Origin of the sequence: Mesorhizobium sp. M4A.F.Ca.ET.090.04.2.1, assembly GCF_003999085.1 — a bacterium.
GTDB lineage: Bacteria > Pseudomonadota > Alphaproteobacteria > Rhizobiales > Rhizobiaceae > Mesorhizobium.
In genome coordinates this window covers 1-11,218 of the sequence record NZ_RZOT01000156.1, presented here as the reverse complement: position 1 = coordinate 11,218, position 11,218 = coordinate 1, and the positions used below count along the sequence as shown (strand labels likewise).

The window sequence follows — 11,218 nt, the reverse complement described above, 5'->3', positions numbered from 1 at the left end:
AATACCGGCTGCGCAATTTCCTCGACGTGAAGGCCGAGCGCGGCCTGGCATCGGCCGCCGCCTATGCGCTGGCCAGCCAGTCGAACCTGATCCCGATCGTCCGCGGCGTTGCCGCTGACAAGCTTGAGGCGCTGTTTCGCCAGACCGGCCTTGCCCCCAAGCGGCCGGTGCCGCCGCTGCGCTTCCTGATGGCCGCTCAGGCTGTTGAAAAGTAACCCGGACCGCGGCGCTGCAGCGATCGCGGATCGGAAAAAATCGCCTTTCCCAAACTCCGAGGTTGCCTATGCGGCCCCGGAATGGCAGTGTATGTTGCGGTGCAGCAATTTTGGAAGGCCAACCGGATGGCTTCGATATTCGGCTTCAGATCCAGGGCTCCGGCCCGGGACCGGCAGACCGATCTCCAGCGCTACGATCGTCTCGCAAGGCTGCTCGATCAGATCGCCGGCGAGATCGAGGCGGAGAAGGCCGGCCTTGAGAATCGCTACCGGTCGAAAGCGGCGAACGCCGCTTTCCTGGTCGAGGCGATGGAGAACGGATCGGCGTCGACAGGCAAGTCGTCGGAAGTAAGCGAGCTGACGAAGTCGATCCTGAACTGCGAGCGGCGCATTGCCGAGCTTGCTCGCCAGAACGGCTTGATGAAGGAACTGCGTCATTCGCTCGACGCGATTGTCGACGAAAGTGAGCAGGGTTCCGATTCGCGGACCGGTTTCGTCAAGTCGGCAGGCGGACGCTGACGGCACGAAATGAAGTTTGAAGGGCACAACTTTTTGGTACGAGGCACAGGTAGGCAGTTCTAGGGCGGAGGATCGCAAGCGGCTCGCGGAGGCGGGCCATTTGATGACTTTTGGGTTGGGGCGGACAGCACAAAGGTGAGTTGGTATGAACGCAGATCCGAAGACTATCCCCATCGCCGCGGTCGATGTCATGCGGCCAGAGCCGAGTGTGGGCCTGCGGCGGCTATCCATGGCTGGCGCGTTCCTTGTAGTGGCCGCAAGCCTGGTTGCAGCCCCGCAACCATCCCATGCGCAGGAGGTGCAGAGCGCGCCTTCATTCGTCGATGATTTCAAGAGTCTCGACCGGTCGCGCTGGTATGTTTCCGACGGCTGGTCGAACGGCCCCCACCAGAACTGCACCTGGTCGAAGAGCCTGGTCGGGCTTTCCGACGGCGTGCTGACACTCGGCTTCGAGAAGCGCCAGACGAAAGACCGCGAATTCGCCTGCGGCGAGATCCAGACCAAGAAGCGCTATGGCTACGGCACCTATGAAGCGCGCATGAAGACCGATACCGGGTCCGGGCTTAATGCCGCCTTCTTTTCCTACATCGGCCCTGCCGACAAGCAACCCTGGGACGAGATCGACTTCGAGGTCCTGACCAAGGACACCTCGAAGGTCCAGGTCAACACCTACATTTCCGGCAAGCCGAAGAACGAAAAGCTTGCCGATGTCGAGGGTGGCACCGACAAGGGCTTCAACGACTACGGCTTCGTCTGGGAAAAGGACCGCCTGCGCTTCTACGTCAACGGCAAGCTGGTCCATGAAGTGACAAATCCGGAGGAATTGCCGACCCATTCGCAGAAGATATTCTTCAGCCTCTGGGGCAGCGATAAGCTGACCAACTGGATGGGGCCCTTTTCGGACCCTGGCCGCAAGGTCACCATGCAGGTGGAGCGTGTCGCGTTCACGGCGCTGGGCGAACCATGCCAGTTCAAGGAGTCGCTGGCGTGCAGCATAAGCAGCGGTGCCAACAGCAACTAGCGTATGGTTCCGAACCGAAAGCCAAGCGTGACAGAAGCGGGGACCGCTTTCGGAATCATGCTTAAACAGGAAACAGCCGTGGGGATCACGGCCAGGCAACATCTGAACCGGCCGGACCGAAGACGGCCTTGAACAGGAACAAGAACGAATGAATCTGACCGTCTTTGGAATTGGCTATGTCGGCCTCGTGCAGGCCGCGGTGCTCGCGGAAGTCGGGCACCAAGTGGTGTGCGTCGACATCGACGAGAAAAAGGTCGAGCGGCTCAACCAGGGCCTGATCCCGATCTTCGAGCCCGGGCTGGAAACCCTCGTCAAGGAGAATCACGCGGCAGGCCGCATCCGTTTCACCACGGACGCGGCCGCCGCCGTCAAGCACGGCCAGATCCAGATGATCGCGGTCGGCACGCCGCCCGGCGAGGACGGGTCGGCCGATCTCAAATACGTGCTCGCCGTCGCCGAGGCCATCGGCCGCGAAATGGAGGCGCCCAAGATCGTCGTCGGCAAGTCGACCGTGCCGGTCGGCACCTGCGAGAAGATCAAGGCCAAGATCGCCGAGACGCTGAAAGCCAGGGGTCGCGAGGATCTGGCTTTCGACGTCGCTTCCAACCCGGAATTCCTCAAGGAAGGCTCGGCCGTCGCCGACTGCATGAAGCCGGATCGCATCATCGTCGGCACCTCGAGCGAGGACACCGAGGCAGTGATGCGCGAACTCTACGCGCCGTTCAACCGCAACCACGAGAAGATGATCGTGATGGACGTGCGCAGCGCCGAGTTCACCAAATACGCCGCCAATTGCATGCTGGCTACCAAGATCAGCTTCATGAACGAAATGGCCAATCTGGCCGAGCAGCTGGGCGCCGACATCGAGGAGGTACGCAAGGGCATCGGCTCCGATCCCCGCATCGGCTACCACTTCATCTATCCCGGCCTCGGCTATGGCGGCTCGTGCTTTCCCAAGGACGTGCGCGCCCTGATCAAGACCGCCGAAGGCGTCAAGTTCGACGCCAAGCTGCTGCGCGCGGTGGAGGAACGCAACAACGAGCAGAAGTCGGTCCTGTTCGACAAGGTGCACCGCTATTTCAAGGGCAACCTCAAGGGCAAGACCTTCGCGCTCTGGGGCCTGGCCTTCAAGCCCAACACCGACGACATGCGCGAGGCGCCGTCGCGCACGCTGATGGAGGCGCTGTGGCAGGCCGGCGCCAACGTGCAGGCCTTCGATCCCGAGGCGATGCAGGAGTGCCAGGCCATCTACGGTCTGCGCGACGATCTTTTGCTCTGCGGCACGAAGGAGGCCGCGTTGCGCGGCGCCGACGCGCTCCTGATCTGCACCGAATGGAAGAGCTTCCGCGCGCCCTCCTTCGACGCACTCAAGGATGCGCTGACCACGCCGGTGATCTTCGACGGCCGCAATCTCTACGACCCCAAGGTCATCGCCCGCTACGGCATTGAATATTTTAGCATCGGTAGGCTGGCGGCGTGAGGGCAGAGCGGCACAACAAGGAGCCAGGGTCCATGAAAGTTTTGTTTGCAGGGGGCAACGGCTACACGCCACAATTCAGCGGTGGTGTTCAGTCGAGCACGCACCATCTGGTCGAGCAGTTGCGCGAAAACGGTCATGAGGCCTCGGTCCTGGCGGCGCTGTTCGGTGACGGCATGTTCGGCTTCAAGGCGCGCGCCAAGATGAAACTGCTCCGCCAGCGCGCCGTCATCGACACGTTTCCCGGTTACCCGGTGGTGCGGGCGTGGTTCCCCTGGGAGGCGGCGGGCTTCGCGGTCGATAGGCTGAAGCCCGATGTCGCGGTCGTGCAGTGCCACAAGTCGGTGCCGATCGGCAGGGAGCTGCAGGCGCTGGGCGTGCCGCTGGTCGTCTATCTGAGGAATGTCGAATTCCATGAACTGGCGGGCGACCTGCGCGAACTGCGCTCGGCGCTCTACATCGCCAATTCGGAGTTCACCGCCCGCACCTACAAGGAAAAATTCGGCATCGATTCGACGGTGATTCCGCCCACCATCAATCCCGGATCTTACAGCACGCCGACGACCCGCGAGTTCGTGACGATGATCAACCCTTACAACGAAAAGGGATTCGAATTGGCGGTCCGCATTGCCGGCGAATGCCCTGAAATTCCGTTCCTGTTCGTCGAGAGCTGGATGCTTGACGACAACCACCGGGCCGAGATCGAAAGGACCATCGCCCCGCTGGGCAACGCCACGTTGGAGAGCCGCACCAGCGATATGAAGACGGTCTACGGCCGGACGAAGATTCTGCTTGCGCCCAGCAAATGGGAAGAGGCGTGGGGCAGGGTAGCATCCGAGGCCCATTGCAGCGGCATTCCTGTCGTCGGGTCCCGGCGCGGCGGCCTGCCGGAAGCGATCGGCGCCGGCGGCGTGGTGCTTGACTACGACGCTCCGCTCGCCGACTGGGTCGCGACGGTCAGGCGATTGTGGAGCGACAAGGCCGAGTACGACAGGCTTTCGGCGGCGGCGCAGCTGTTTTCAGAGCGGCCGCAGATGAACCCCGATAAACAGTTCGCGACATTTCTGGATGTTCTCAACAACGCCAGGCGAAGCGGCCTGGAGCGTGCCGCCTAGTCGTTTTCCGCGCAAGCGAATCGCTGGCCGACCTCGAAAGATCATCTGATCGATGAAGATTTGCTTCGTAGTTGATAAGTTCCCCTCGTTATCCGAAACCTTTGTCCTCGACCAGATAGCCGGATGCCTTGAGCACGGCATGGAAGTCGGTGTCGTCTGCAACGAGACGACCTTCGGCAAGGATCGCAACATCGACGATCAGCGCTGGCAGGCGCTGCCCGGAAAGGTCGTGTGCTGGTGGGGCAGCCTCGGCCGTTATCGACCGCTGCTCAGGAAATGGTCCGGGAGGCTGTGGGACAAACTCTCGACCGCAATCGATCTCTTTCACGCGCACAAGTTGCAGAAGGCCGACGTCATCGTTGCGCATTTCGGAACCAATGGCCTGCGGGTCGCCCGCGTCATCAAGCGTGGCAGGATTTCCGCACCCCTGGTGACGATATTCCATGGCAACGATGTCGGCGGGCCGATGCATGACAAGACGCTTGCGCGCTACAGGACGGTCTTCGAAAAAGGCGTTCTCCAACTGCCGGTGAATGCCTTTTTCCGCGACGCCCTGATCGATGTCGGCGCATCGCCAGCGAAGGTCGTGGTGCACCATATGGGCGTGCGGCCTGGTGAGATCGAGTATCGGTGGCGGTCCTGGGAGCAGGACGCACTGTCATTCATCTCTGTCTGCCGCCTGACCGAGAAGAAAGGCATCGAATACGCGCTTCGCGCACTTGCAGCCCTGCCGCGCCGTGACTGGACCTATTCGGTGATCGGCGGCGGCGAACTCCTGGAAGAGCTGAAGCGGCTTGCCGCCGATCTCGGCATTGCCGACAGGGTGACTTTTCTCGGCCCGCGCCCGCATGCTGAGGTCAAGCAGCGCCTGCGCGATGCCCATGTGTTCGTGCTGCCCAGCGTCGGAGCCCGCGATGGCGATGTCGAAGGCATTCCGGTTGCCTTGATGGAGGCCATGGCCGCTGGGCTGACCGTGGTCAGCACCTATCATTCGGGGATTCCTGAACTGATCGAGGACCAGAAGACAGGGTTCCTCGCGCCCGAGCGGGACGTCGCGGCGCTAGCCGGCAAACTCACCTGGATCGCCGAGAACCCGAAGCTGTGTGAGCCGATCGCGCTCGCAGCGCGAAAGAAGATCGAGGCAGATTTCAACGCGGAGGTGCTTAACGAGCGGTTCGCGCAGATTGCATCGCAGCTTGGTGAAATGAGATCGCCCATATGAATGCCCCCCCGCCTCCTCCTCAATTTGGCCGCGTCGCCCTGCGCGGCGGGCTGGTCACGGCCGGCGCGCAAGGCTTCAAGATGGCGATACAGTTCATTTCGGTCGTCATCCTCGCCCGCCTTCTTGTGCCCGAGGATTTCGGCCTGGTAGCGTCCGTCGGACCGATCGTTGCCTTTGTCGGATTGTTGCAAAACCTTGGCCTGCAGCAGGCGCTGGTGCAGCGCAGGGACATCAGTGACAGGCAGCTCAATCAGGTTTTCTGGGTCAGCGCCCTCGTCGGACTGGGCAGTTCCGTCGTCGTTGCGGCTCTCGCGCCGGCCATTGCCGCGTTCTACGGCGATCAGCGCATGTTCGGGATCACCATGGCCTCTGCTCTGCCGCTGCTGCTTGGCAGCATTGCCGCGGTGCCGCTGGCGCTGATGAACCGCCATCTGCAGTTCGGCCAGCTGGCGATCAACGATGTCGCAACCGCCGCTGCCGGACTTCTCGCCGCCGCGATCGCGGCCTGGGCGGGAATGGGCTACTGGTCGCTGGTGTTGGGGCCGGCAGTCGCGGCAGTCGTTGCGCTCGCGGCAGCATGGCTGGTGGTGCGTTGGACGCCGTCGCGGCCGGACCTGAAAGTCGACGGCGACATATTGTCGTTCGGCGCCAATCTGACCGGCTTCAACCTCGTCAACTTTTTCTCACGCAATCTCGACAACATCCTCATCGGAAAATACTCCGGTGCAATCGAGCTCGGCTATTACGACCGCGCTTACAAGCTGCTGCTGTTTCCATTGCAGAACATCACCCAGCCGCTGACGCGCGTGATGGTGCCTCTGCTCAGCCGAATTCACGAGGACAAGGCGCGGTTTCGCGACCTTTACGTGCGAACCAACTGGATGCTGGCGGCCGTAACCATGCCTGGTATCGCGGCGCTGACGCTGACCTCGGAACAGGTGGTTGCGCTCCTTTTCGGGCCGCGCTGGACCGCCGTGGCGCCTATTTTTGCTTGGCTCGGCATCGCCAGCCTGATGCAGTCCGTCTCAAGCACCACGGGGTGGATATTCATCTGCCAGGGCAAAACCAAGACCATGTTTCATTGGGGCATCTACTCGTCGCTGACGACGGTCGCCTCCTTCATCGTCGGCCTGCATTGGGGCGCTGTCGGCGTCGCGGCCGCCTACGCGATCAGCGGCTACGTGCTGCGCGTTCCGGTGCTTGCCGTGCTGGTCCACCGTGTCGGCCCGGTAACTGCCGGCGATTTCCTGATCATGCAGGGGCTCTTCATTGTCTCGTCCCTGCTTGCCTGGCTGGCCTATCTGGAGCTGCCGGCGTCGCTCACTGGTCAATCAGACCTTCTCGCCGTGGCCCTGGCGCTTTGCCTCAACTACGGGCTTGCCCTCATCCTGATGCTGATCTTTCCCCAATCGCGCGGCATGCTTTCCGCCACCCTTCCCAACATCGCGCGCAACATCCGCTGAAGCGCCCGGAACAAGTGGCTTCAGCAAGTCTGTGGCCGACATTGCCGAAGCATGCTCTTCAAGCACGGCCTGCAGGCTGGTGCGGCGATACTGGTCGAGGTTGCCGGCAAACCTGCCGAGCTTTTCGGCTGCCTCCTGCGGCGTCACTGTGTCGATGTCGAGCAACAGATCGGCGACACCGACGCGCTTGGCGACTTCCTTGGTCTTGAATTCATAGGCGATCGGCAGCACCGGCGTGCCGACGCAAAGCGACATGATCATCATGTGCATACGCGTCGCGACGACGAAGTCGAAGCCTTTCACCAGCGCCATCAACTGGTCCGGAGTGTGGAACGAAGCGTCCACGCTGACATACTTGGCGATCTCCGGATCAAGCTCGGCTACGATTGCGCGCGCCGTCTTGGAATCGTCATGCGCGTATTCCGGCACGCCCTGGCAGGTGGAGACGAAGGTCACTTCCTTGGCGTGATCCCTGACGAGGATGGTTGCGATTTCGCGCACCGAATCGAGATAGCGGCGCATGCCGTCTTCACCGTCATTGACATAGTTCCAGTGGCGGACGGAGATGGCGACGCGGCCCGTTTCCACCGGCGGTTGGGCGGAAGCCAGCCGTTTCCCGATCCTGTCTGTATCGGCGAGCGCAAAGACGGCATCGGCCACGACGTGGCACTTGCCGGGCTCCTTCACCATATCCAGTATGTGGTTTCTGGAGCGCTCGTCGCGAAGCAGGATGAGCGGGCTCCGGTCGAGGATCGGGGTCAGTTCCTGCCGATTGTAACTTTTGTTGAACGGACCGAGGGATTGCGTGAAGAACACGGGATCCTTGCCGAGGATCGCATCGACGCGGAATTGGTTCAGTCGCCTTTCGAGATTGTAGTTCTCGACCAGATAGGTGCCGCCTGTCGTGACCACGAGATCGGCGCTCCGATAGATATCGAGGCTGCGGCGGGCCCTTTCGCCGAACAAGATGCGGCTAATGAAGCCTTCGGAGCCGAAACGCTGCAAAACCTGAAGGACGAGCCGGTTATAAAGCGGTTTTAGCCGGTGTTTCACCCCGTTGCCGTAGCTGTAGCGGAACATGGTTTCCGACAGCAGCTTGTGAAATTCGAGATCCGGGTAATCCTTCTTCGGGTAGAGTTTTGCGGCGACTTCGGGCTGGCTGTCGAAGACGAAGAACCGCGGTTCGTCGCCGACAACTGCCTTGAGGATATGGCGGATCGCCAGCAGAATTGCTGCATCCCCGGTATTCAGGCAGACTGTGTTCTCAACGACGATATTCATCGTATCACCCCATTCGTGAGTTGGTTCTACGGTCAGGCAGCGGGATCTGGTCGGCATCCGCGCTAGCCGTCCAAGCGCGGCATAGGGCCAACGGTTGGCTGGCGCTCGAGCAAGGCCAAGATTAACGCATGTTTTTTGCAGCGCAACAAAAATGCTCGCTTTCCTTGCTACGCTGCACCAAAAATGTTGCGATGCAGCAAGAGCTGTACTAACTTCGCCGTGGGTGGGCCAACAGCGGTCAAGTTTCATGCTGCATGTCTTGTACCTTGTGCATGACATATCCGACCCGGCGGTTCGCCGGCGGATCACAATGCTCAGGGCAGGCGGGGCCAAGGTGACGCTGGCGGGTTTCCGCCGCACCACCAGCCCGGTTGCCGACATCGAAGGATTGCGCCCGATCGATCTCGGCGCGACGCGCGACGGCCGATTCGGCCAGCGCCTGGCGGCGGTCGCCAAAGCGGCGTTCGGGATCGGCCCCAAGCTAGCGGCGATGCCGAGGCCCGACCTCATCATCGCGCGCAACCTCGAAATGCTGGCGCTTGCCCGCCGCGCCAAGGCCGCGCTCGGGGCCGGGGTCCCGGTTGTCTATGAATGTCTCGACATCCACCGCCTGGTGCTGCGCGACGATCTGGTCGGCAGGGCGCTGCGTGGTGCGGAACGTTATCTCGCCCGCGACGTTAAGCTCCTCGTGACCTCGTCGCCGGCCTTCATCGCCAATTACTTCAAGCCGTTTGGGCAGGTCGCGGCACCTGTCGAACTGGTCGAGAACAAGTATTTCGACACCACGACAGTGACGTCGGATGAGCGATTGAAGACCGAGAATCCCGCAGCGCCCCCTTGGCGTATCGGCTGGTTCGGCGCACTCCGCTGCCGCCGCTCGCTGGAGATGCTGGCCGAGTTCACCCGCCGCCTCAACGGGCGTTTCGAAGTCGTCCTGCGCGGTCGTCCGGCCCTCTCAGAATTTCCCGATTTCCACGCTTTTGTCGAGGCCGAGCCCTGGCTGTCCTTTCGCGGACCCTATCGCAACCCGGAGGACATGGCTGCGATCTACGGCGATGTGCATTTTTCCTGGGCGATCGATTTCTTCGAGGCAGGGCAGAACTCCGAATGGCTGCTGCCCAACCGCCTCTATGAGGGCTGCCGCTTCGGCGCGGTGCCGATCTCGATGGGCAACACCGAAACCGGCCGCTTCCTCAACCAGCAGGACATAGGCGTCGTCCTCTCCGAGGCGACGCCCGAAACGCTCGAAACCGAGCTCGGGCGGATGGAGCAGGAGCGCTTCGGCAAGCTCAAGGCGCGCGTGCTGGCCCGCAACCCGCGGACCTGGAGCTACGACCGCAACGACTGCCGGGCCTTGGTCGACAAGCTGCGTGGCCTTGTGGCGGCGCCGGAGTCCTTCGTGGCCGAAGCGCTGGCATAGTATGGACGGAACCGGATGACGCCAACCGCAAGCCTGATCGTGATTCCGTGCCTGAACGAGGCCGCGCATATCGGCGCGCTGCTCGAACAGCTGCGGCCCGCCGCGCAGAGGCTCGGCGCCCGCATCATCGTCGCCGACGGCGGCAGTGCCGACGGCACGCCGGCAATTGTCGAGGCCATCGCCGCGAAGGATCCCCGCGTCGTCCTGCTGCACAACCCCAAGCGCATCCAGAGCGCCGCGCTCAACCTTGCGGTCGCCGGGTTCGGCGACAGTGCCGATTATCTCATCCGCATCGACGCCCATGGCGGCTATCCAGACGACTATTGCGACCGGCTGGTCGAGGAGGCGTTGGCCACCGGGGCCGATTCGGTCGTCGTCTCCATGCTGACCAGCGGCACCGGCGCGGTGCAGCAGGCGGTGGCGGCAGCGCAGAATTCCAAGCTCGGTACCGGTGGCTCCAAGCACCGGCACCTTTCGGCGGGCGAATGGGTCGACCATGGCCACCACGCGTTGATGCGCATCTCGGCCTTCAAGGCGGTGGGCGGCTATGACGAGACGTTCAGCCACAATGAGGATGCCGAGCTCGACTACCGGCTGCGCCAGGCCGGCTACCGCATCTGGATGAGCGGCAGGACGCAGATGGTCTACTATCCGCGCTCCTCCCTGAAGAGCCTCTATTTCCAGTATCTCGGCTATGGCCGCGGCCGCGCCAGGAACGTGCTCAAGCACCGCATGGTGCCCAAAGTCCGGCAGGTGATCCCGTTGCTGGTCTTCCCGGTCGTCCTGCTTGCCGCCTTCTCCTTCGTCCACTGGCTGGCGGCGGTGCCGTTCCTGGTGTGGGCGGCGGTCTGCCTCGGTTATGGTATCGCAGCCGCCATCGGTCAGCGTAATGCTGGCCTTACGCTTGTGGGCGTGTCGGCAATGGTCATGCATTTCGGCTGGTCCGTCGGATTCTGGCTGCAGCTCCTCGGTCGCCGATCGCAGCGCGGGGTGGCGTGATGGCCGCCAAGACCCGCTCCATCGACATCTGCGTCTGCACGTTCAGGCGGCCCGAGCTTGCCGACACGCTGCGCTCCATCGCCGCCATGGACAGGCCCGCCGGCTTCGAGATCGGCGTGGTTGTCGCCGACAATGACGATCAGCCAAGCGCCCAGGCGCTGGTCAAGGCGCTGGCGCAGGAGTTGAAGCTGCCGATCCGCTACCGCCACGCGCCGGCGCGCAACATCTCGATCGCGCGCAATGCCTGCCTCGATGCCAGCGTGTCGGATCTTGTCGCCTTCATCGACGATGACGAGACCGCATCGGTCCGCTGGCTGGCCGAACTTGTCGCCACGGCCGAGGCGAGCGGCGCCACCGCCGTGCTGGGGCCGGTGCGGGCGCATTACGGACAGGATGCGCCGGCCTGGATGCGCAAAGGCGATTTTCATTCGACCTTGCCGGTCTGGGTGCGCGGCGAGATCCGTACCGGCTACACCTGCAATGTAC

The 11,218-nt window shown here is 62.6% G+C and carries 9 protein-coding genes and 2 pseudogenes; 10 read left to right on the top strand and 1 reads right to left on the bottom strand.

Annotated elements, in window-relative coordinates; genetic code table 11:
• The 7 genes and pseudogenes from EN781_RS13385 to EN781_RS13355 all read left to right on the top strand — a co-directional run.
• Positions 1–215: pseudogene (locus tag EN781_RS13385) on the top strand (glycosyl transferase family A); the annotation flags it as partial.
• A 126-nt stretch (positions 216–341) separates the two neighbouring features.
• Complete coding sequence (locus EN781_RS13380) at positions 342–734, top strand: hypothetical protein (protein ID WP_126056856.1); 393 nt, start codon at positions 342–344, stop codon at positions 732–734.
• Between the two features lie 229 nt (positions 735–963).
• On the top strand, positions 964–1,755 hold the full coding sequence (locus tag EN781_RS13375; RefSeq protein WP_245455273.1) for a glycoside hydrolase family 16 protein: 792 nt from the start codon (positions 964–966) through the stop codon (positions 1,753–1,755).
• A gap of 148 nt (positions 1,756–1,903) precedes the next feature.
• The gene (locus EN781_RS13370) at positions 1,904–3,235 is read left to right on the top strand and encodes a UDP-glucose/GDP-mannose dehydrogenase family protein (protein WP_126056854.1); all 1,332 of its coding nucleotides are present in this window, start codon (positions 1,904–1,906) and stop codon (positions 3,233–3,235) included.
• A 32-nt stretch (positions 3,236–3,267) separates the two neighbouring features.
• Complete coding sequence (locus EN781_RS13365; RefSeq protein ID WP_127400053.1) at positions 3,268–4,347, top strand: glycosyltransferase; 1,080 nt, start codon at positions 3,268–3,270, stop codon at positions 4,345–4,347.
• A gap of 52 nt (positions 4,348–4,399) precedes the next feature.
• Complete coding sequence (locus EN781_RS13360; protein ID WP_126056853.1) at positions 4,400–5,569, top strand: glycosyltransferase; 1,170 nt, start codon at positions 4,400–4,402, stop codon at positions 5,567–5,569.
• Positions 5,566–7,032: a lipopolysaccharide biosynthesis protein gene (locus tag EN781_RS13355; RefSeq protein WP_127400052.1), complete on the top strand. Its 1,467-nt coding sequence runs from the start codon at positions 5,566–5,568 to the stop codon at positions 7,030–7,032. The genes EN781_RS13360 and EN781_RS13355 overlap by 4 nt, the downstream gene beginning before the upstream one ends.
• 225 nt (positions 7,033–7,257) lie before the next feature.
• Here the strand turns inward: EN781_RS13355 and EN781_RS35255 are convergent.
• Positions 7,258–8,313, bottom strand: a pseudogene (locus EN781_RS35255) (polysaccharide pyruvyl transferase family protein); the annotation flags it as partial.
• A 247-nt stretch (positions 8,314–8,560) separates the two neighbouring features.
• On the opposite strand from EN781_RS35255, the gene EN781_RS13345 reads away from it, so the two are divergent.
• From EN781_RS13345 to EN781_RS13335, 3 genes are all read left to right on the top strand, one after another.
• A complete protein-coding gene (locus EN781_RS13345) occupies positions 8,561–9,733 on the top strand; it encodes a glycosyltransferase (protein WP_126056851.1) in 1,173 nt (390 codons plus the stop codon).
• A 15-nt stretch (positions 9,734–9,748) separates the two neighbouring features.
• The gene (locus tag EN781_RS13340) at positions 9,749–10,732 is read left to right on the top strand and encodes a glycosyltransferase family 2 protein (protein ID WP_126056850.1); all 984 of its coding nucleotides are present in this window, start codon (positions 9,749–9,751) and stop codon (positions 10,730–10,732) included.
• Positions 10,732–11,218: glycosyltransferase family 2 protein (locus EN781_RS13335; protein WP_145965497.1), on the top strand; the 487-nt coding region annotated here is incomplete at its 3' end. The genes EN781_RS13340 and EN781_RS13335, both read left to right, overlap by 1 nt.

Excerpts from the sequence above, each read along its gene's own strand:
- EN781_RS13340 (WP_126056850.1), top strand. The coding sequence starts at position 9,749 with ATGACGCCAACCGCAAGCCTGATCGTGATTCCGTGCCTGAACGAGGCC.
- EN781_RS13355 (WP_127400052.1), top strand. The coding sequence starts at position 5,566 with ATGAATGCCCCCCCGCCTCCTCCTCAATTTGGCCGCGTCGCCCTGCGC.
- EN781_RS13360 (WP_126056853.1), top strand. The coding sequence starts at position 4,400 with ATGAAGATTTGCTTCGTAGTTGATAAGTTCCCCTCGTTATCCGAAACC.
- EN781_RS13345 (WP_126056851.1), top strand. The coding sequence starts at position 8,561 with ATGCTGCATGTCTTGTACCTTGTGCATGACATATCCGACCCGGCGGTT.
- EN781_RS13365 (WP_127400053.1), top strand. The coding sequence starts at position 3,268 with ATGAAAGTTTTGTTTGCAGGGGGCAACGGCTACACGCCACAATTCAGC.
- EN781_RS13375 (WP_245455273.1), top strand. The coding sequence starts at position 964 with ATGGCTGGCGCGTTCCTTGTAGTGGCCGCAAGCCTGGTTGCAGCCCCG.
- EN781_RS13380 (WP_126056856.1), top strand. The coding sequence starts at position 342 with ATGGCTTCGATATTCGGCTTCAGATCCAGGGCTCCGGCCCGGGACCGG.
- EN781_RS13370 (WP_126056854.1), top strand. The coding sequence starts at position 1,904 with ATGAATCTGACCGTCTTTGGAATTGGCTATGTCGGCCTCGTGCAGGCC.